Source organism: Arthrobacter sp. PAMC 25486, from assembly GCF_000785535.1.
Taxonomy (GTDB): domain Bacteria; phylum Actinomycetota; class Actinomycetes; order Actinomycetales; family Micrococcaceae; genus Specibacter.
On sequence record NZ_CP007595.1, the window covers coordinates 2,370,954 to 2,390,159 of the forward strand.

Annotated in this window: 19 protein-coding genes; 11 read left to right on the forward strand and 8 right to left on the reverse strand. The window is 65.0% G+C overall.

The window, feature by feature from the left end; genetic code table 11:
• The first annotated feature begins 444 nt into the window (after positions 1-444).
• The 4 genes from art_RS10865 (at position 445) to art_RS10880 (ending at position 2,998) form a co-directional block, all read left to right on the forward strand.
• On the forward strand, positions 445-1,089 hold the full coding sequence (locus art_RS10865) for a trimeric intracellular cation channel family protein (RefSeq protein ID WP_082000241.1): 645 nt from the start codon (positions 445-447) through the stop codon (positions 1,087-1,089).
• Between the two features lie 43 nt (positions 1,090-1,132).
• A complete protein-coding gene (locus tag art_RS10870) occupies positions 1,133-1,564 on the forward strand; it encodes a hypothetical protein (protein ID WP_038469710.1) in 432 nt (143 codons plus the stop codon).
• Positions 1,565-1,829: 265 nt separating this feature from the next.
• On the forward strand, positions 1,830-2,429 hold the full coding sequence (locus art_RS10875) for a hypothetical protein (protein WP_157875238.1): 600 nt from the start codon (positions 1,830-1,832) through the stop codon (positions 2,427-2,429).
• A complete protein-coding gene (locus art_RS10880; RefSeq protein ID WP_038464935.1) occupies positions 2,426-2,998 on the forward strand; it encodes a hypothetical protein in 573 nt (190 codons plus the stop codon). The genes art_RS10875 and art_RS10880 overlap by 4 nt, the downstream gene beginning before the upstream one ends.
• Positions 2,999-3,032: 34 nt before the next feature.
• Here art_RS10880 and art_RS10885 read toward each other — a convergent pair whose 3' ends face one another.
• From art_RS10885 to art_RS10895, 3 genes are read right to left on the reverse strand one after another with little or no spacing between them, the layout of a single operon-like run.
• Positions 3,033-4,136 carry a polyprenyl synthetase family protein gene (locus art_RS10885; protein WP_038464937.1) on the reverse strand — a complete coding sequence of 368 codons (1,104 nt, stop codon included), beginning with the start codon at positions 4,134-4,136 and terminating at the stop codon, positions 3,033-3,035.
• Positions 4,133-5,455, reverse strand: a complete 1,323-nt coding sequence (locus art_RS10890) for a geranylgeranyl reductase family protein (RefSeq protein ID WP_038464938.1) — start codon at positions 5,453-5,455, stop codon at positions 4,133-4,135. The genes art_RS10885 and art_RS10890 overlap by 4 nt, the downstream gene beginning before the upstream one ends.
• A gap of 20 nt (positions 5,456-5,475) precedes the next feature.
• Positions 5,476-6,237 carry a demethylmenaquinone methyltransferase gene (locus tag art_RS10895; RefSeq protein ID WP_052136271.1) on the reverse strand — a complete coding sequence of 254 codons (762 nt, stop codon included), beginning with the start codon at positions 6,235-6,237 and terminating at the stop codon, positions 5,476-5,478.
• A 123-nt stretch (positions 6,238-6,360) separates the two neighbouring features.
• Between art_RS10895 and art_RS10900 the strand changes: the two genes are divergently transcribed.
• The 4 genes from art_RS10900 (at position 6,361) to art_RS10915 (ending at position 10,585) form a co-directional block, all read left to right on the forward strand.
• Positions 6,361-7,719 carry an isochorismate synthase MenF gene (locus art_RS10900; protein ID WP_038464940.1) on the forward strand — a complete coding sequence of 453 codons (1,359 nt, stop codon included), beginning with the start codon at positions 6,361-6,363 and terminating at the stop codon, positions 7,717-7,719.
• A gap of 167 nt (positions 7,720-7,886) precedes the next feature.
• Positions 7,887-8,807, forward strand: coding sequence for an ABC transporter substrate-binding protein (locus tag art_RS10905; protein ID WP_038464942.1), 921 nt, complete (start codon positions 7,887-7,889; stop codon positions 8,805-8,807).
• A 3-nt stretch (positions 8,808-8,810) separates the two neighbouring features.
• Positions 8,811-9,782, forward strand: a complete 972-nt coding sequence (locus art_RS10910; protein WP_082000242.1) for an amino acid ABC transporter permease — start codon at positions 8,811-8,813, stop codon at positions 9,780-9,782.
• Positions 9,782-10,585 carry an amino acid ABC transporter ATP-binding protein gene (locus tag art_RS10915; protein WP_301537935.1) on the forward strand — a complete coding sequence of 268 codons (804 nt, stop codon included), beginning with the start codon at positions 9,782-9,784 and terminating at the stop codon, positions 10,583-10,585. The genes art_RS10910 and art_RS10915 overlap by 1 nt, the downstream gene beginning before the upstream one ends.
• A gap of 72 nt (positions 10,586-10,657) precedes the next feature.
• Here the strand turns inward: art_RS10915 and menD are convergent, their stop codons facing one another.
• Positions 10,658-12,472 carry a 2-succinyl-5-enolpyruvyl-6-hydroxy-3-cyclohexene-1-carboxylic-acid synthase gene (gene menD, locus art_RS10920; protein WP_038464946.1) on the reverse strand — a complete coding sequence of 605 codons (1,815 nt, stop codon included), beginning with the start codon at positions 12,470-12,472 and terminating at the stop codon, positions 10,658-10,660.
• Between the two features lie 86 nt (positions 12,473-12,558).
• A complete protein-coding gene (locus tag art_RS10925; RefSeq protein ID WP_038464948.1) occupies positions 12,559-13,533 on the reverse strand; it encodes an o-succinylbenzoate synthase in 975 nt (324 codons plus the stop codon).
• A gap of 59 nt (positions 13,534-13,592) precedes the next feature.
• Between art_RS10925 and art_RS10930 the strand changes: the two genes are divergently transcribed.
• Entirely contained in the window at positions 13,593-14,495 is a 903-nt protein-coding gene (locus tag art_RS10930) for a phosphatase PAP2 family protein (RefSeq protein ID WP_052136274.1), read from the forward strand.
• On the opposite strand, the gene art_RS10935 is transcribed toward art_RS10930, so the two are convergent.
• The 3 genes from art_RS10935 to art_RS10945 form a co-directional block, all read right to left on the reverse strand.
• Positions 14,492-15,625, reverse strand: coding sequence for a serine hydrolase (locus art_RS10935; protein ID WP_052136276.1), 1,134 nt, complete (start codon positions 15,623-15,625; stop codon positions 14,492-14,494). The two genes, art_RS10930 and art_RS10935, sit on opposite strands and share 4 nt — an antisense overlap.
• 82 nt (positions 15,626-15,707) lie before the next feature.
• Entirely contained in the window at positions 15,708-16,913 is a 1,206-nt protein-coding gene (locus tag art_RS10940; protein WP_082000243.1) for an MFS transporter, read from the reverse strand.
• Positions 16,901-17,680, reverse strand: a complete 780-nt coding sequence (locus tag art_RS10945; protein WP_157875239.1) for an MBL fold metallo-hydrolase — start codon at positions 17,678-17,680, stop codon at positions 16,901-16,903. Before art_RS10945 ends, art_RS10940 begins: the two co-directional genes overlap by 13 nt.
• A 90-nt stretch (positions 17,681-17,770) precedes the next feature.
• On the opposite strand from art_RS10945, the gene art_RS10950 reads away from it, so the two are divergent.
• Both art_RS10950 and art_RS10955 read left to right on the forward strand, forming a co-directional pair.
• A complete protein-coding gene (locus art_RS10950) occupies positions 17,771-18,559 on the forward strand; it encodes an isocitrate lyase/phosphoenolpyruvate mutase family protein (protein WP_038464951.1) in 789 nt (262 codons plus the stop codon).
• Between the two features lie 66 nt (positions 18,560-18,625).
• A complete protein-coding gene (locus tag art_RS10955; protein WP_038464953.1) occupies positions 18,626-19,183 on the forward strand; it encodes a hypothetical protein in 558 nt (185 codons plus the stop codon).
• Positions 19,184-19,206: the final 23 nt, after the last annotated feature.

Here is a 19,206-nt window from a genome sequence, read left to right on the forward strand (position 1 = left end):
CAGCTCCGACGGGGCTTGGCTGGAGACTACGCGCCGAGAAGGGGCCAAACTCGCAGCATTCCGACCGTGTTTCTCCGAAAATGGTTCAGGCTCGCGAGAAGGGCGCAACCTTGGTGGCATATCGCGGCTCCGGGCCATTCTCGGCGAAACAAGAAGCCACACCCTACGGCCCAGGGTCATTCTCGACGAAGCACACACCCTCCCATACAAATTCCCCGCACCCCGCACAAGGAAACAGGGCCCGTGTCCGGTACCTGAGCGATGGATCACCACAACAGCCCGCCAGCTGAGCCAAAGGGTATGAAGACGTGACGGTGCAACGGTGAACCCACCCACGGAAGAGCCACAAGAGGCCTAAAATTCGCCATTTGTTGCCGCCGCCCGTACGCTTGGCGCTGCCTCTGTGTTGTCGCTCACACCCGCCGCCGACCTATGAATGCGCTCATGAACCTTGATCTGCCCCTCATTCTTGACCTGCTCGGCGTCTTTTTCTTCGCCGTCTCAGGCTGCCTGCTCGCGGCCAGGAAGGGGTTCGACATCGTCGGCTCCGTGCTGCTGGGTTCCATGGTGGGCCTGGGCGGCGGCGTCATCCGTGACATCATCCTGAACCAGGGGCCTCCTGCGGCCTTTTCCAACCAGATCTATCTTGTCCCTCCCGTGGCCGCTGCCGCGCTGGTGTATTTCACGGTGAAGAATGTGAAACGCAGCGGGCGGTTGCTGTTCATGTTCGACGCCGGAGGGTTGGCCCTGTTTTGCGTCACCGGTTCGCTGAAGGCCCTGGAAGCGGGGATGAATCCGGTGGCCGCCACCCTGATGGGTGTAACAACTGCCGTGGGTGGCGGCATTTTGCGTGACATCACCGCCAACGACGTGCCCAAGGTGTTTGACCCCAAGGACCTGTACGCGATCCCGGCGTTCGTTGGCGCGGCCCTGACCACGGCCATGTGGCACCTGGAGTGTCTCAACCTCGCCACCGGAACCGTGGCCGCCGCCGTCGTTTTCACCCTGCGCCTGCTGAGCCTGCGCTACGGCTGGCACGCCCCACTGGCAGCACACAGCTGGACACCGCGCAGGTCCCGGCGCGGCTAGAATTGTAGGCAGAGCAATGCCCGCCAATTTTCGAAGGATTTGTATGTCTGACATGTTCGTAGAGAAGTTCCGCGGCCTGGTGCCCCTGTACCTGGAGGAGCCGTGGCAGGAAGCCGACGGCATCACGTGGGCCGACCTCGATTCGGTCTTTACGGAACTGAAAGTCACTGTGCCGTTGGCGCTGCGTGAATTCTTGCACGCCCTCGGCAATTGCGAAGACCTCATGGAGGCGTACTACTACTTCTGGGACCCTGAGGAGCTGGAAATCCAGGACGGCTACCTGCTGTTCCTTGAGGACGAGGACGAGGCGTACACCTGGGGCATGCTTGCCGACCAGAGCGACGTTCCGGACCCCATTGTGTGGCGCCGCAACAACGCCACGGGCGAATGGATCAACGAGGAAGGCACGTTCAGCGAGTTTGTGTTCGACATGCTCGACTGGGTCTTCAACGAAGAGCTCGGCGACGAGGACTGAACCACCCGATGGGGACATGCGCAGCCACCTTCCCGGGCTCGGCGCATAACCCACGGCGCCCTCGCATATGCGCCCCGCCACCGGCTGGAGTGGCGCCACTTCGGGAGCTGCGCCACTCCAGCCCAGGCCAAGACGCATAGCCAAACTCACGTCGAACATGCGCATTGCGGGTTGAGAACTTTGCGCTTAATCCGGGCCATGTGAAGGTCATGTGAATCCGCCGGAAGCTATGGGAATATTCCTCCGGGAGCGGTAGCGTGGCGTTATGGACACTCAGGAGCCTTCGAACGCATTGAATCCGTCACCGGCTGCGGTTGTGGAGCTGGTCGAGAAATTGGTGCAGGGGATGTGGCCCCGCTCCGATTTCGACCGCAAGGCGTGGTTTGAACGCCTGGGTTTGGTCTCCGGCGCAGCCTGGGACGATGCCGGGACGGCTCCCACGGTGGCACATTATTCGCTGCGCACACCCCTGGCAGGCGGAGAGATCTCCTCGTCCTGGACGTCCTACGGTGCCAGGTTCCTGGGCATCAGCATGCAGCTGTACTCCTCCATGCAGACGGACAACCCTTCCACCCGCGAGGGCTATGACGGCATCCACACCCGGCTCGCCGCACTCTACGGAGAAGGCAGCAACCCTTGGCACGACCCCGTTGTCCAGGCGTGCGTCTGGAATGTCAACGGCCGCCGCATCGTGATCCGCTTCTTCAACCTCCAGCACAGCGGTGTCATGGTCAGCGTTGACGACGCCGGCTTGGCCTCAGCCTCCGAAGCCGAAGCACGACGCCGGAACGCACCCACGCACTGGAATGACAGTGAGGAGGGGGCAAGCCCGTTCGCCATCCCGAAGATGGGCCGCCAGGCGTGACGGATTCGGAGCCTGCCCCGCCAGATGTGAACCGTTCGGAGCCTGCCCCGCCCGGCCTGGATCCGGAGGCTCCCATTGATCCCTCCGCCGTCGTGGCGCTCGTGCAGGAAATTGTCCGTGATCCATGGCCCACCTCGGAGGCCGAGCGGGAGTACCTGTTTGACCGGCTGAACCTGACAGTGGCAGCTTGGCGGGAGGCACAGAACCCGCACATCGTCGGCACCGAACAGCACTTCCTGACCGATCCGCCAATTGCCGGCCCGGTGCTCTGCACATGGGTCTTGGATGATAGCGCCTTCGTGCAGATCTATCTCCAGCTCCGCTTCGATGCAGCCCCGCCAAGCCCCGAAACGACCGCCTGCTTTGACGAGATCCGGCGCCAATTCACGGAACTCTACGGAGAGCCGGAAATTCCCTGGCATGGGCAACGGGGCCTGCGCCGCATGTGGGATGCCAACGGCCTGGAACTGGACGTCCACTACGGCAACGATGCCCGCAGTTCCCTGATGGTCAGCGTCTCCGACGGTGTGCTGGCAGCCCTGACCGCACAAGAGGAAACGCCCACTTAAAAGCTCTCCTGCCACACAGATCTTGAGAAACGGGTTAGACGTCCCTTGAGACCACGGCTTCGGCGAAGTTGGCCAAGGCGATCTTCACGATGCCGTCCGGCAGCGGGGCCAGGGCCGCAATCGCGGCGTCCGACCATTCGCGGGCCACGGCCCAGGAATCCAGTGTGACTGGGTGTTCGCGCAGCGCCGTCACAGCAGCGGACAGGGATTCGTCGCTGGTCAGGTCGCCGTCAACAAGTTCCAGCACAGCGGCCGCCTCGGCGTCGCCAGCGCCAGCAGCGTTGCGCAGCAACAGGACAGGCAGCGTGGGCACGCCTTCGCGCAGGTCCGTGCCGGGTGACTTGCCGGAAACCTGCTTCAAGCCGGTGACGTCAATGACGTCGTCGGCCAGCTGGAACGCCATGCCGACCTTTTCCCCATAATCGACCATGACGGCCTGCACATCCTCGTCAACGCCGGCAAAGATGGCGCCCAGCTGGCCGGATGCGGCAACTAGGGAGCCAGTCTTGTCGGCGATGACGGAGAGGTAGTGCTCAATGGGATCCTCATCGGGGCGCGGCCCAACCGTCTCATGCAACTGCCCCAGGCACAGGCGCTCAAAGGTGCGGGCCTGGATGCCCAGCGCCTTGGATCCCAGCTCGGACACGAGGATGGAGGCGCGTGCAAAGATCAGGTCGCCGGTGAGGATGGCAACCGTGTTGCCCCACACCTCATGGGCCGTTGGCGCACCGCGGCGGAACGGCGCGGAGTCCATGACGTCGTCGTGGTAGAGCGTGGCCAGGTGCGTCAGTTCAACCACGACGGCGGCCTGCACCACTTCCTTCCGGTCCGGGTCCCCGAGGTGGGCGGCCAAGAGAACAAGCAGGGGGCGGATGCGCTTGCCTCCGGCCTCAACGAGGTGGCGGCTGGTGGCGTCGGCCAATGGATCAGAGTGGGAGATGGCTTCACGCAGCACCTTTTCCACCTTAGCCATGCTCATGGAGATGGAGGGACCCAGATCGGGGTCCTCGGCAACGGCTCCGAAACCGGACGGCAGTTGCAGTCCGGTGGCAATGGCCATGGTGCTGGGCTCGGGATCGTGGCCGTCGGGGCGTCCTTGCCCGGCGGGGGTCCAGCTGTGGTTCGCGGAAGTAGTCACTGCTTAACACTAACTATTGGTAGGGATTGTTGCTTGGCTGGGCGGGTACTGTCCTGATTGCTGGTGGCGGGGACGAGCTTCTCCAGTAGATGAATCACTCTATCCTCAAAACCACGCTCTCCGGAGTCGGTGAGGTTTGCCATGAGCCGGACCACGAATCGCATCAGGACCGGCACCGGCATACCCGTGCGCAGTGCCAGTTTCATGATGTGCGGGTTGCCGATCAGGGAGGCAAAGGCGCGGCCCAGGGTGAAGTGGCTGCCCCATTGTTCACGAACAAATCCGCTGTAACCGGTCAGTGCATGGTTGGCGGCCAGCCGGGAGTTGGTGCCGGCTGCCCGGACAATGAATTCAGCGGCGAAACGGGCCGACTCCATGGCGTAGGAGATGCCTTCGCCGTTGAACGGGCTGACCATGCCGCCGGAGTCACCCAACAGCATCAAGCCGTCGGAGTAGTGCGGGGTGCGGTTGAAGCCCATGGGCAGTGCGGCACCCCGGATGGGGCCCACCTGGTTTTCCGGGATGAACCCCCATTCGGCCGGCATCGCCGCCGTCCAGTCCCGCAGCACGGCACGGTAGTCCAGCTTGCCGAATTCCTTGGAGGAGTTCAGGATGCCAAGGCCCACGTTGGAGGTGCCGTCGCCCACGCCAAACACCCAGCCGTAGCCAGGCAGCGCCTTTCCTTCGGGCGAGGAAAGCTCCAGCCAGCCCTCCATCCAGTCGTCGTCGTGGCGAGGGGAGGTGAAGTAGGTGCGGTAGGCAACACCCATGGGCCTGTCGTCGCGCTTGGCATGACCCAACGAGACGGCGGTGCGGGTGGAGTTGCCGTCAGCGGCAAGCACAATGTCGGCGTGGAAGTCGGCGGTTTCGCCCGTCTTCCGGCCTGAGGCATCCAAAAGTGACGCCCTGGCACCCACGACAGTTCCGGCGTCGTCCGTTAAAGCAGTGGTGACCGAGTGGCCCTCAAGGATGGTGGCACCGGCGGCGCGGGCGTGGGCGGCAAGGGCGTCATCGAAGCCCAGGCGGGTGCGGATCAGGCCATAGTTGGGGAAGCTGCTGAGCTCGGGCCACGGGACCTCGATGCGGCGGCCGCCGGCGATCAGGCGCAGGCCCCGGTTGCGGCGCCACCCGTCGTCGGCGGAGTGCGGCAGGCCCATGAGCTGCATTTCCCGGACGGCGCGCGGGGTCAGTCCGTCGCCGCAGACCTTTTCACGCGGGAATCGGGTCTTTTCCAGGACGGTGACCTCGATGCCGGCGGACGCCAGGTGGTATGCAGCGGTGGATCCGGCGGGGCCGGCCCCTACAACAAGTACCTTCACGGTGGGTGGAGTTCCTTTGCTTAGCGGTGTTTGCCGGTGGCCGGAACAGGCGCCGGCACAGGTGCGGGCACGGCCTCCCCGGCGGACGCCAAGGGTTTGGTGGCGCGGTGGACGGCCACGATCCCTCCGGACAAATTCCTGTAGGCGACGGAATCCCAACCGGATTCGGTGAGCCAGGCGGCGAGGTTGTCCTGGTTGGGCCAGGCGCGGATGGATTCGGCCAGGTACACGTAGGCGGCCGGGTTGGAAGCCACCTTCTTGGCGATGGGTGGCAGGGCGCGCATCAGGTATTCGGTGTAGACGGTGCGGAACGGGGAGAACGTGGGGTGGGAGAATTCGGCCACCACCAGCGTGCCGCCGGGCTTGGTGACACGCAGCATTTCACGCAGCGCCTTCTTCGGGTCCATGACGTTGCGCAGCCCAAAGGAGATGGTGGAGGCGTCAAAGGAGTTGTCCGCGAACGGCAGGTTGGTGGCATCCCCGGCGATGAAGTCAATGTCCGGGCGGCGGCGCTTGCCCACCTTGAGCATGCCTACGGAGAAGTCGCAGGCGACCACGTCCACGCCGGCGTCGGCAAAGGGTTCGCTCGAGGTGCCGGTGCCGGCGGCAAGGTCAAGGACCCGCTGTCCGGGCACTGCACCCACCGCGTCCACCACGACCCGTCGCCAACGGCGCGTCTGTCCCATGGACAAAATGTCGTTGACGATGTCGTATTTGGCGGCCACGTCGTCAAACATGGCGGCCATTTCTTCCGGACGCTTCTCCAAAGATGCACGGTTCACCCTCTTAGTCTCTCAAACTTTGTGCAGCTTCGCGCAATGTGAGGTTGCGCCGGGGCCGCTTGTGGGCCATCACACCGCCGCCGGAGCTGTTTTTGCTCCCCCAGCGAGTAATCTGGACTCATCATGACTGCTTCCCTTTCGCTGCGCGCCCTCACCCTGGCCCTGGATCCGGCCACGCTGGCGGAGCTTGGCATCACCGGCCCGGCGGCCTTGCTGGGTTCCGGCTCCCCGGACGGCCCGCTGAGCTGGTTGCGCCGCGGCGAAGGCCTCTTGGGCTTCGGCGAAATCGTCTCCTTCACGGGGTCCGGACCCTCCCGCTTTGCCGACGCCGAGCAGTGGTGGAAGTCCCTGCTGGCCGACGCATCCGTTGATGATTCCGTGCGCATGCCCGGCACCGGCGCCATGGCCTTTGGCTCCTTCGCCTTCTCCAAAACCAGCGCCTTCGCCTCCAAACTCATCGTCCCGGCCCTCGTGGTGGGCTTCTCCGACGGCACCGCCTGGTTGACCCAGCTGTCCCTGGACGGCACGGTCCCCACCACCGAATCCGCCCTGGCACTGCTGCGTGGCGTCGTTGCCTCCGCCTCACCCTCATCTCCCACATCCCCTTCGCCGGAAAGTTCGACGCCGGACACCACCTCCGCGGGCACGGTGCGTTCCGGGGCGCTCACCGAGGAGGAATGGATGGCGTCCGTCCGGGCCGGCGTGCAGGCCATCGCCCACGGCGGACTGGAAAAGGTTGTTTTGGCACGCGATGTTGTTGCAACCTTCCCTGAACCGGTGCAGAGAGTTTCAATTCTGCAACGATTGGTGCGCCTCTACGACGATTGCTGGACCTACGGCGTCCGCGGCCTGGTGGGCGCCACCCCTGAAATCCTGATCAAGGTCGACGGCTCCACGGCACAGGCCCGGGTACTCGCCGGCACCCTTGACCGTGAGGACGAACCAGCCGGTTCAACGGGCTTTGCCGATGCTGTTTTGGGCGGTTCCCTCAAGCAGCGCCACGAGCACGACTTCGCCGTCCGTTCCCTGACCCGGCAGCTGGCCCCGTTCGCTACTGACCTGTCATTTCCTGCGGAACCGTTCATTTTGGAGCTGCCGAACGTGTGGCACCTGGCCTCCGACGTTACGGCCCAGCTGGCCAGCTCAAACGGCCACCTGCCCACGTCTTTGGCGCTGGTTGAGGCCCTGCACCCCACTGCTGCAGTGTGCGGAACACCCCGGGAAGAAGCCGGAAAGCTCATCCTGGAGCTCGAGCAAATGGACCGTGGCCCCTACGCCGGGCCCGTGGGGTGGCTTGACGGAGCGGGCAACGGGGAATGGGGCATTGCCCTGCGCGGAGCCGTCCTGGAGGATGCGCACCACGTTCGCCTCTACGCCGGCGCGGGCATTGTGGAGGCTTCCGATCCGGAGGCTGAACTTGCTGAGACGTGGGCCAAGTTCCGGCCCATGCTGCAGGCATTGCACCTGCCCAACCACCCCTAGCACCCCCTGCCCTGTCCGGAGTTTCAGACACCGAGCATCCGTGGGCCCTTGCGGAGCAGCGTCTCAAGTTGTTCAATAGTGAAACCTTGTTCACCGTGATGCAAATCACCGAGGGTTACACTTGATTTCAAATGCTGGCTCCTTAGGGACTACACAAAGGGTAAACAATGCACATCTCATCCAAGCTGGGCCTGCGATTCGCAGCCGTCCTTGCAGTTGCAGCCTTGGCACTGACGGGCTGCAACAACGCTGACGAGGGCCCCACCACCGGTAGCGGCTCATCCACCTTCGATCCCTCCACGGTGGCCAAGGACGATGCCTTGATCGCACTCCTGCCTGCTGCGTTGAAAGACAAGGCAACCCTCAACGTTGGCGCCGACACCTCCTATGAACCCGCTGAATTCCTGGCCACCGACGGGCAGACCCCCATCGGCTACGACGTTGACCTTGCCCACGCCATCGGCGCCGTGTTGGGCAAGGATGTCAAGGTCCACACCTCAGAGTTCTCCACGATTCTGCCGAGCCTTGGCTCCAAGTACGATCTGGGCATCTCCTCCTTCACCATCAACCCCGAGCGTTCCAAGGCTGTGAACTTTGTCAGCTACTTCAACGCTGGCGTGCTGTGGGCCGTGCAGAAGGGCAACCCCAAGAACATCAGCCTGGATGACATCTGCGGCAAGAAGATCGGTGTCCAGACAGGCACCGTAGAGGAAGATCCCGATGTGAAGGACCGTTCCGCGAAGTGTGTGGCGGACGGCAAGCCGGCCATTGACGTGATCTCCTTGAAGAACCAGACGGATGTCACCACACGTCTGGTCAGCGGCAGCATCGATGCCATGAGTGCCGACTCCCCCATCATCAAGAATGCCCTGCAGAAGACCGGCGATTCCCTTGAAACGTTGGGCGACGTGTACGACTCCGCGGAGCAGGGCATCGCCATCGCCAAGGATGACACCGCGTTTGCAGAAGTTATTGAAAAGGTCATGAACAAGCTCATGGCAGATGGCGTTTACACCCAGATCTTGAAGGACTGGAACAACGATGAAGGCGCCATCACCAAGGCTGTACTGAACCCGACGGCGGGCTAAGCCTTGAGCCGCCCATCCCTGCGCAGGGCCGCACCGGACCGGCATGACGGGGTGGAACTGATCAAGGCAGTTCCAGTCCGTCATCCCGGCCGGTGGGTCGGTGCCGCATTCATTTTGCTCTTTGTGGCATTGGCCGTTCAAAGCCTGATCACCAACAAGAATTTCCGCTGGGAAACGGTTGGCAAGTATCTCTTTGATGTTCTGGTGTTGCAAAGCATTGGCTGGACGTTGCTGTTGACAGTCAGCTCGATGGTCATTGCCATTGTGCTGGCCATTATTCTGGCCTTCATGCGCCAATCCGAGAACCCCTTGTTCCGGTGGGTTTCCTGGTTCTGGGTTTGGTTCTTCCGCGGCACCCCTGTCTACACCCAGCTGGTTTTTTGGGGCCTCGTGGCCGTGCTGTTCCCCAAGATCATCATTGGCGTGCCTTTTGGCCCCGAATGGTTTTCCCTCAACACCGAAACCGTCATCACCGCACTGGTTGGCGCCATTGTTGGTTTGGGCCTGAACGAGTCCGCCTATCTGGCTGAGATCTTCAGGGCCGGCTTGAAGTCTGTTGACAACGGGCAGATGGAAGCCGCCGAGGCCCTTGGCATGCGCCGGTCAAAGATCATGTGGCGCATCATCCTGCCCCAGGCCATGCGCGTCATCGTCCCACCCACAGGCAATGAAACCATCGGCATGCTCAAGACCACCTCACTGGTTTTGGCCATCCCGTTCACCCTGGACCTGACATTCGTCACGAACACGATCGCCAACCGCACCTACCTGCCCATCCCGCTGCTCATTGTGGCCGCCATCTGGTACCTGGTCATCACCTCGGTGCTGATGGTGGGACAGCACTACATTGAGAAGCACTTCGGCAAGGGCGTGGACAACGTCATGAAGGCACCGGTCAAGGCAACAGCCGCCGTAGCCGCAGCACACGCCCTGCCACCCACCCAGAACGACGGCACCACCGAAGGCGGCCACTGATGACTGACACCGCGGCAACAGCCATGCCCCTGCAGGCCGGTATGAAACCACTCGTGGACATCCAGGGCGTGCACAAGTTCTTCGGCGACCACCACGTGCTCCGCGGCATCGACATGACCGTCAACCCGGGCGAGGTCTCCGTGATCATCGGCCCGTCAGGTTCCGGGAAATCCACCCTGCTGCGCTGCATCAACCTCCTGGAATCCATCAGCGCCGGACGGATCTCCGTCCACAACGACCTGATCGGATTCCGGGAGGTCAACGGGAAGCTCCATGATCTGAGCACCAAGGCCATCGCCGCCCAGCGCCGGGAAATCGGCATGGTCTTTCAGCGCTTCAACTTGTTCCCGCACAAGACCGCGCTGCAAAACGTGATCGAGGCACCCACCCAGGTCAAACGCCAATCCAAGACGGCCGCCCGGCTGAAGGCACTGGAGCTGTTGGAGATGGTGGGGCTGTCGGACCGCGCCAACTTCTACCCGGCCCAACTTTCCGGCGGCCAGCAGCAGCGTGTTGCCATCGCCCGGGCCCTGGCCATGGAACCGGAGTTGATGCTCTTTGACGAGCCCACCTCAGCCCTCGACCCCGAACTCGTCGGCGACGTCCTGGAAGTCATGAAGAACCTCGCCAAGTCGGGCATGACCATGATCGTGGTAACCCACGAGATCGGGTTTGCCCGCGAGGTTGGGGACACCCTGACGTTCATGGACGCCGGCATGGTCGTGGAGAGCGGGAACCCGCGTGACATCATCGCCAACCCGCAACACGAACGCACCAAGGAGTTCCTCAGCCGCGTCCTCTAACTCCTCACAAGTAACCCGCAGAAAACGGCGACAATCCGCGTGAAAACGCGTATTGTCGCTGTTTTCTGCGGGTTAGTTGGTTAAGGCGGCGGCGATGCGGGCGTGCAGCTCACGCAGGCCCCCGCGGCCCGCAGCGGCAACCTCCACAATGCCGGGCCCCTGCACGGGCGCGGCAAGCGCGGCGGCGAGCTCCGCCGTCGTGGTTGCCAGGGTGTGGCTCCACCCAAAGGCCACGGCCAGCGCCCCGATATTGGCGGTGTGCGGCGTGCCAAAGAAGCGTTCGACGGCGGCACCATAGTTGGGTGCCTCGGCCAGCCTGCCGTGCTCCAAGACTGAGAAAATGCCGCCGCCGCCGTCGTTCAGGACAATGGCCTGCAGCCTGGGCTGCTGCTCGGTGGGTCCGATGTTGAGGGCGCCGGAATCGTGCAGGAACGTCACATCGCCCAGTAGCACCCGGGTGGTGCGGCCGGTGGCCAGTGCCAGGCCGGTTGCCGTGGCGATCGTGCCGTCGATCCCGGCCAGGCCGCGGTTTGCGTGCACCGTGAGGTGGTTCCCAACGGTGCGGATCCCCGGCGTGGGGCGCCCGGCCAGGTCTGCGTCGCGGACGGGGTTGGAGGAGCCCAGCATGAGGATGCTGCCGGGATCCTGCTGGGCCGTCGCCCACACCGCACGGGCCGTGCTCGGGCCGTTCAATTGCCCGTCGAGGACGTCATCCAGCGCGGTTTCGGCCTGGTTCGCGGCCTGTTGCCAGGCCTGGAGCCAGCCGTCGGGGCCGCGGCCGGCAAAGCCGACGAGCTGGTCCCACTGCGTCAGGACCAGTTCGGTGCGGCGCCCCGCCTCAAACCACGGCACGGGCTGGGGCAGGAACAGCGCCCGCTCAAGATCGTTCCGGCCCAGCAGTTGGCTGATCTGGCGGGACAAGGTGGGGCGTCCGAAGAGGACCACACGCTGGATGGGGGCGGCACTGTCCGGCCCGAACTGCTCCAACAGCAGCCGATAGGGGCCAATCGCGTTGGGTCCAAAACGAGCGTTGGAGGACGGCTCGGCCAACAGTGGCAGGTCCAGCATCCGGGCAAAGTATTCAGCCTCCGGACCAGCCCCGTGCCCGGCGACCACCACGGTCCTGTGGCTGGTGGTGGGATGTGAGTCCGTCGGGAAGTCCCCCGCCGGCCGGGTGGCACCGTTCGTGGCCGCGGCAGGCTCAACCGGCCCGGCCAGCACAGCCCCGTCCCCTTCCTCGGGACTCGCACCGGTGGCGCTGCCCGCGGTGGAGGTGCCGCCGTCGTCCATCAACAGGGCATCAGCCAACGCCGCATCAGGGGCGTCAACGACGGGCAGCAGCCGCTCCCATTCGGAGCCGTCCAGTGCGGGGGTCAGGGGGTCGCGGAAGGCCAGGTTGACCTGGACAGGGCCCGCCGGGATGCCTTCGAGCCGGCCCTGGGCTGCCGTCAGGGCGGTATTGACGGCACTGGTGGGGTCGCTGCCGGCCGCAACGTCGGTGGCAAAGCGCACGTGCTCGCCAAAGAGGTCCAGCTGGATGGTGGTCTGGTTCGCCCCCGTGCCGCGGAGCTCCTCGGGGCGGTCGGCGGAGAGGACCACGAGCGGCACGGCCGCATGGTTGGCCTCCATGACAGCGGGGAGCAGGTTGCCCACGGCTGTGCCGGACGTGGTCACCACGGCCACGGGCCCGTTGGCACCGAGAGCGAGCCCCAGCGCAGTAAATCCGGCCACGCGCTCGTCGATGCGCACGTGTGTGGTGAGGCGGCCGTCGGCTTCCGCCTCGGCCAGGGCGTACACGAGCGGGGCGCTGCGGGACCCGGGCGCCACCACAACGTGGCGCACTCCGGCGCGTTCCAGCGCATCAACAACATAGCGGGCGGCATCCATCGAGCTAAGTAAAGTCACGCCATCCACTCTAGCCACCCCCGGGCGCGGCCCGGCTGCCTGGCGAAGTTGCCGACGGAAAGGCGTGGCTACAGCAGGGCGTGGCAGCGGCGCAGGCGGTCGAGCCACCAGTCACTCCGTTGCGCCGGGACGGCGAAATGGGCCAGCAGGTCGGGGTCCGCCACAATGTCGCGCACCGCCATGCCGCCCGCCGACGCCACGAGGCTGGGACTGGCAACGTCCCCGCCCATCAAGGCGACGGTGCCCAGCCCACACGCGTACCGCAATTGGGGAAGCGCGGCCGCGAGCGCCAGCCCGGTACGGATCCCCACGGAGGAATCCAGGGCCGAACTGACCACTGCGGGCAGCCCGGCCTCGGCGACGATCTCCAGCGCCCGGCGCACCCCACCCAGCGGAGCAGCCTTGACCACGAGCAGGTCGGCCGCCCCGGCACGGGCAACGGCCAGCGGGTCGGTGGCCTTGCGCACGCTTTCGTCGGCGGCTATGAGGACGGAGCCACGCAGGGCGCTGCGCACGGCAGCCATGTCCTCGATCGTGGCGACTGGCTGCTCGGCGTACTCCAACCCAAAAACGGACAGCATGCGCAGCGCCGAGACGGCCTGCCCCACGTCCCAGCCGCCGTTGGCGTCGACACGGATCTTGGCATCGGGCAGCAGGTGCCGCACGGCCCCCACCCGGGCAGCATCGTCCCGCAGGGACTGCCCGGCCTCGGCAACCTTGATCTTCACGGTGTGCACACCGTCAAAGGCACCCAGCACGGCGGGCACCAGGTCCGCCGAAACTGCCGGAACAGTGGCGTTGACGGGCACCCAGTGGCGGGCCGCTTCGGGATACCCAAGCCAGCCAGCCTCCACAGCCGAGGCCAGCCAGCGGGAGGATTCCTCGTCGTCGTACTCCAGGAAGGGGCCAAACTCGGACCAGCCGGCGGGCCCGTCAAACAGCATGACTTCGCGGGCCATCACCCCCCGGAATTTCACCAGCATGGGCAGTGAGACGACGTGGGCGGCGGCAAGGAGGTCCTCGATCGGCGGTGGTGAAAACATGTCTTCACTGTAGTCCGTGCCTGAGCGCACTCCCATGAAACTGTGGGAACCTAGAGGCGATGAATACGCATGCCGCACCCCACCGCTCAGGCCGTCCCGGCCATATTGCGGCGCGCGTTGCCGCTTGGCCCTTCCTGTTTGCAGCCATCATAAGTTTGGCCGGATTGCTGCTGAGCTACAGATTCTTCGTAAAAACCACCACCGGACAGTTCATGGACGAGTCAGCGCTCGTCGAGGCTGCCGTGGCCAGGCAGCGGATCGGGGTGCAGACGGCGCAGGCCCTGGACGTACTGCCGCTGACGTCAGTGGTGATTGCCGCGGTGGTGGTTTTGTTTGTGACCCTGGCGCGGCGGCGGTGGAAGGAGGCCGGTTTTGCGCTGCTGGCCATGGCTGCCGCGAACCTGTCGACGCAGCTGATCAAGGCCGGATTGCCCGACCGCCCCAACCTTGGCGTGAACACCCTGGCCCTGAATTCCCTGCCCTCAGGCCACAGCACTCTTGCTGCCAGTGCCGCGGCGGCTGTTTTCCTGGTGGTCTCGCCCCGGTGGCGTCCGGCTGCGGCGTTTGTGGGCGGTGGTTACGCGGTTGCTGCGGGGGTTTCCACGCTCATCAACCAGTGGCACCGCCCCTCGGATGTCCTGGCGGCGTTCTTCATCGTGGCATTTTGGACGGCCCTCGCCGCCCTGGTTGTCATGCGCACCGGGTCCAGCTGGAATGTGTGGCTGGGTTCCTCCATGCACTGGGCGTCCCGGCGTTGGTGGACGGCGCTGACCCTGTTGCTGGCGGTGCTGCCTGCCCTGCTGTTGGCGTACATGATGACGTCGGTCCCGATGCCCAACCTCGACAGCACCATCAGCTATTTCCTGATGGGCGTGGGCCAGATAATGGTGGTTGGCTATGGCCTGACATGTGCCGGCACGCTGCTGTTGACGCTGGCCGTACGACGGCGTCACCGACGTTAATCCCGTTGCCCGCCTGTGTTCGTGGCTGGTTCGAGCGCTTCCGCGACGGGTTCCCAAAAGTAGGAAAAATCTTCGTCGGGGCCGGCCATGAGGCGCTGGGTGAACAACACACCAATGAGATCCTTTTCCGGATCCACATAGGCGGTGGTGCCGGCACCGCCCGTCCAGCCGTAGCGGCCATGGCTGTCTACCGAGACCTGCCAGCCCCACGAAACGCCCGGCCCCACCATTCCCGTCAGGCCCTCCTTCTGTTCATCGCTCAACTGGTCCTTGGTCATTTCGGCCCGCAAGTCGGAGGGCAGCAGGGTGTCGTCGGCGAGTGCCGCAAGGAAGGCCAAATAGTCGGGGACGGTGGAAACCAGTCCCCCGCCGAGCGTCTCGAAGGGCGGTGGCGCCGAGAACAAGCCGCCGGGTTCGTCGAAAACGGCAAGTCCCGCCGTCGTAGGTTCATAGGCGGTGGGAAGCTCGCCGGGGTCCCCGGAGAATCCCGTGGAGGCCAGGCCGAGGGGGCCGGTGATGCGTTCGCGCAGCAGCTCGCCCAGTGGTGCCTGGCCGGCCCGGGCCAGCAGGGCGGACAGGATCTCGCTGCCCACATGGTAGCTCCAGCGGGTGCCGGGCTGGTGTGCGAGCGGCAGGGCGCCGATGCGGGACATGTATTCATCGGCGGTCATGGGCAGCGGGCGGGGTCCGGGGAGCAGCCCCGCCGCGTCCATGGCCCGGGCCAGCGGCGTGTCCTCGAAGGTGATGCCCATGCCGTGGGTGAGTGTCAGCAACTGCCGCACGGTGATGTCGTGATCTGCCGAGACGGTGCTCTCCAGGGGCGCATCGGGGCTGGTGAGCACGCGGGGGTAGGCAAGTTCGGGGAGCCAAATATCGACCGGGTCATCAAGGGCCAGGGATCCGTCGGCAATCATGGAGACCGCCAACGCGCCGGCCAGCGGCTTTCCCAATGAGGAGACCCGGAACGGGGTGTCGGTGCGCATGAGGGCCTTTTGGCCCAGCGTTCGGACGCCGGTGGCAAAATATTCTGTGGCTCCGCGGTGCCTGATGCCCGCCACCATGCCGGGCGCCCAACCGGACGCCACTTTTTCTTCCAGGGCCCGCCAAACACCATCGAAGTCCGCGCTCATGATCCCATGATTCCCGCCCCGTCCCGGGCGTCAAAGATTTTCTGGCCGGCTGCCTTGGCCTTCGGCTCTGGTGCGTTACGGGTCAGCGCTGAACAGGCTTGGTGCGCGGAATCCAGTAGCCAAGTGTGGCGGCCGCCGCCAGGCCAAGTGCGCCCGTTGCGGCAATGCCGAACGACAACGTCACCGCTGCGGTCAGGCCGGCAAGGATGGCCGGGCCGCTTGAGCCTCCCGTGTCGGCAAGGAACCGCCAGATCCCCAAGAATTCGGCCCGGCCGTTGCGTGGGGAGTAGTCGGCACCCAGGGTCATGACCAACCCCGAGCCGATGCCGTTGCCAAAGCCGACGAGCAGGGCCGCCAGCAGCAGCGTGACGGCGCCCGTGGTCAGCGGCATGAGCAGCAGGGCCACCCCCATGAGTGCCATGGACGGCACAGCCACCCAGGTGCGCCCCTTCCTGTCCATGACCTTCCCGGCAGGGTAAAACACCAGCATGTCGATGGCGCCCGACAAGCCGTAGATGATGGAGGTAGCCGCCGGGCTCAGCCCCAGGTTGTCCGCCCACAGGGGCACCACCACCTGCCGTGAGGACCTCACGGCACTGACAAGCAGCACGCCGATGCCCACCGTCAGGAACAGCTTCCGGTGCGTGGCAAGCAGTGCTGCGATGGTGGGCCGGGGTCCGACCGGTGCAGCGCCGTCGGCGCTGACCAGGTCCGGCAGCCACCAGGCCAGCACCCCTGCGGCCGTGACGGCTATGGCGGCAACCCAATAGGCGCCGCTCAATCCGACCAGGTGGATCACGAGGGCCCCGATGAAGGGCCCGGCAAACAAGCCGATCCTCCCCACACCGCCCAGCGTGGACATGGCCCGGGCCCGCATCAGTGGCGGCACGGCCTCGGTCAGATAGCTTTGGCGGGCCAGGTTAAACACGGCAGAGGCAGCTCCAATCAGGAACACCCCTGCCGCAAACATCCAGAGGTTGCCGGCAAAGACGCAACTGAGCATGGCCACCAGGCTCAGGACGGCGGCACCCACCATGCCGCGGCGTTCGCCATACTTGGCGGTGATGAGCGACGCCGGGATGTTGCTGACAAGTGAGCCGACGCCAATCAGTGCCACCACGAGCGCAGCCCCGGCCAGGGATGATCCCATGTCCCGTGCGCTGAGCGGGATGACGGGCAAAATGGCGCCTTCGCCAATGCCGAACAACAAGGATGGCCCAAACGCCGGCACGGCGATGGACCACAGGCTGAAGTCTCCGGATTTCCCTGATTTGCTCACTCGATCCACTGTAGCCCCGCCGCGCCGCCACCTCGGCTACTGACAACCTCTGCGAGGGCCGCGGCAAACGCTGCGTCGACCGGGCGGCCGTGTCCAGGCACCATGATCGGATACTTCGTTCCCATGGCGGCCAGTTTCCGAAGCACGGCCGCCCACTCACCGGGGTACGAGTCCGCAAACTGCGGATCGGCTCCTTCTTCCAGGACCTCGCCCGCGAAGAGCACGCCGGGGGCTCCCACCATGAGATCACCGTCGGTGTGCCCGCGGCCCAGACTGAACAGCTCCACGCTGACGCCGCCAAGGTCCAGCTGCACCGGGGTTTCCCGGACGACGTCGGTTGGCAGCACAATCCTGGTGCCCGGCCCCGTCCCGGCCGACATCTCGGGTTCCGGGCCCGCAACCTCTGCCCGCTGGGACTCCCCCGTCTCAGCCATGGCCCGAGCGGCGGCGACGTGCGCCCAAAACTGGGTGCCGCCGTCGTACTTGGTGCCTTCGTCGAGAAAGACGGCGTTGCCAAAAAAGTGATCCCAGTGGGCGTGGGTGTTGGCGATGACGAGTGGCAGGGGCGTGAGTGCGCGCACTGCGGCGAGGATTTCGGTGCCGTGGCGGGGGCCGGCGCCGGTGTCGATGAGCAGCGCCCGTTCGCTGCCAAGTATCAGGCCGATGTTCACCAGTGCACGGTCGGCACTGCTGGGCAACATGTAGGCGCCACCGCCAAGTACGAGCCATCCTGCCCTGCCGGTGCGCGGAAACGTCCGGTGGTGCGGGTCGTCCACGGGGCCTCCCATCCTTCCTGGCAGCCAGGTGTCCGGATTGCAGGCCGGAAAGCACTACCGGCGGGCGGGGCGCGGGGCTACGCTCACATTATGAACACAGCCACCAGCAGCACAGCAAGAAAGGGCGCCGAACTCCTCCGCCTGCACCACGCGCCGGAGATTCTGCAGCTGGCCAACGTCTGGGACGCCGTCAGCGCCAAGGTCATCGCGGATCTCCCCGGAACCAAGGCCCTGGCAACGGCAAGCCACTCCATTGCAGCATCGTTCGGCTATGAGGACGGTGAGCACATCCCCGTCGCCCTCATGATCGAAGCAGTAGGACGCATCGCCGCCGCCACGGAGCTGCCCGTCACGGCAGATCTGGAACGCGGCTACGGCAACCCGGGCGAAACCATCCGGCGGGCCGCGGGTGTGGGCATTGTGGGCGCCAATATCGAGGACCAGATGCTCCCACTCCCCCAAGCCGTGGCACGCATGAAGCAGGCGGCAGACGCCGGCGCTGCGGAGGGGATCGACTTTGTCCTCAATGCCCGCACGGATGCGTTCCTGCACGGCGGCGGCCGCGACCCCCGCGAGGTGCTCGAAGCCGCCATTGAACGGGGGCGCGCCTATTTGGAGGTGGGCGCGGCCTGCATCTTTGTGCCGGGCAAACTGGACGAATACACGGTCACGGCGCTCGTGGCCGGGATTGGGCGCGGGCTGGTTTCCGTCATCAACGTGCCGGGGTCGCTGCCGCCGGCCACGCTCCAAGCACTCGGGGTGGCGCGGATTTCCTACGGCCCGTGGATGCAGCGGGTGGCATTGACGGCTTTGGCCGACGCCGCGACCGAGGTGATGAACAACGGCGCACTGCCGGCAGGCACCCGCATCCTGAACTGATCAGGCACGGAACTGGTGCCGCCTGAACGGGATCCGGGCCCGCCATTAACCTGCGACGATTGAACCATGACGTCTTCTCCCTCCCCTGTCCCTGTTGTTGCCCCTGTTGTTGCCCCTGTTGTCGACCAATCTGCCATCGCGGCCCAGGAGGCGCCTGTCGTCAGCGGGAGGGTCTTCATGGCAGCGGGCCTGGGGGCGGTTCTCTCCGGGATTTTGATGCTTCTTGGCTCTAACGACCCCGCAACCGTCAGTATGCCCGTGTTTGTTCTGGCACCGCTGATCCCGGCCCTCTGTGCTTTACTTCTCTGGCTGCCACTGTCTTTCACCGAAAAAACCGAGGCACGCCGCCAAACCGTCTCGGCCGCCGGGGTGCTGGTCGTACTGGGCGCCGTATTCTTCTTCGTCGAATGGTCTGCCCGCTTTGAATTGAGCCTCTACTTTGCGCTCATGCTGTTTGCGTGGGGCAGCAGGCTAAAATTTGCTTCGCTAAAGTGGGCTGCCCTGCCCTACCTTGCCGCCGCCATCCTCCTGCGCGTCCTCGAATTCCCGGGCGAAGCATTCATCCTTCTCATTCTCGGCGCACTGACGATTGTTTGGCCGATTTTGGCGCGCAAGCGTTCCTGAAAAAATCCCCGTATGTGATCGAG

Bases quoted from the DNA above. Each gene is read 5' to 3' on its own strand.
- art_RS10865 (WP_082000241.1), top strand. From the start codon at position 445: ATGAACCTTGATCTGCCCCTCATTCTTGACCTGCTCGGCGTCTTTTTC.
- art_RS10870 (WP_038469710.1), top strand. From the start codon at position 1,133: ATGTCTGACATGTTCGTAGAGAAGTTCCGCGGCCTGGTGCCCCTGTAC.
- art_RS10875 (WP_157875238.1), top strand. From the start codon at position 1,830: ATGGACACTCAGGAGCCTTCGAACGCATTGAATCCGTCACCGGCTGCG.
- art_RS10900 (WP_038464940.1), top strand. From the start codon at position 6,361: ATGACTGCTTCCCTTTCGCTGCGCGCCCTCACCCTGGCCCTGGATCCG.
- art_RS10905 (WP_038464942.1), top strand. From the start codon at position 7,887: ATGCACATCTCATCCAAGCTGGGCCTGCGATTCGCAGCCGTCCTTGCA.
- art_RS10915 (WP_301537935.1), top strand. From the start codon at position 9,782: ATGACTGACACCGCGGCAACAGCCATGCCCCTGCAGGCCGGTATGAAA.
- menD (WP_038464946.1), bottom strand. From the start codon at position 12,472: ATGGATGCCGCCCGCTATGTTGTTGATGCGCTGGAACGCGCCGGAGTG.
- art_RS10925 (WP_038464948.1), bottom strand. From the start codon at position 13,533: ATGTTTTCACCACCGCCGATCGAGGACCTCCTTGCCGCCGCCCACGTC.
- art_RS10930 (WP_052136274.1), top strand. From the start codon at position 13,593: ATGAATACGCATGCCGCACCCCACCGCTCAGGCCGTCCCGGCCATATT.
- art_RS10935 (WP_052136276.1), bottom strand. From the start codon at position 15,625: ATGAGCGCGGACTTCGATGGTGTTTGGCGGGCCCTGGAAGAAAAAGTG.
- art_RS10950 (WP_038464951.1), top strand. From the start codon at position 17,771: ATGAACACAGCCACCAGCAGCACAGCAAGAAAGGGCGCCGAACTCCTC.
- art_RS10955 (WP_038464953.1), top strand. From the start codon at position 18,626: ATGACGTCTTCTCCCTCCCCTGTCCCTGTTGTTGCCCCTGTTGTTGCC.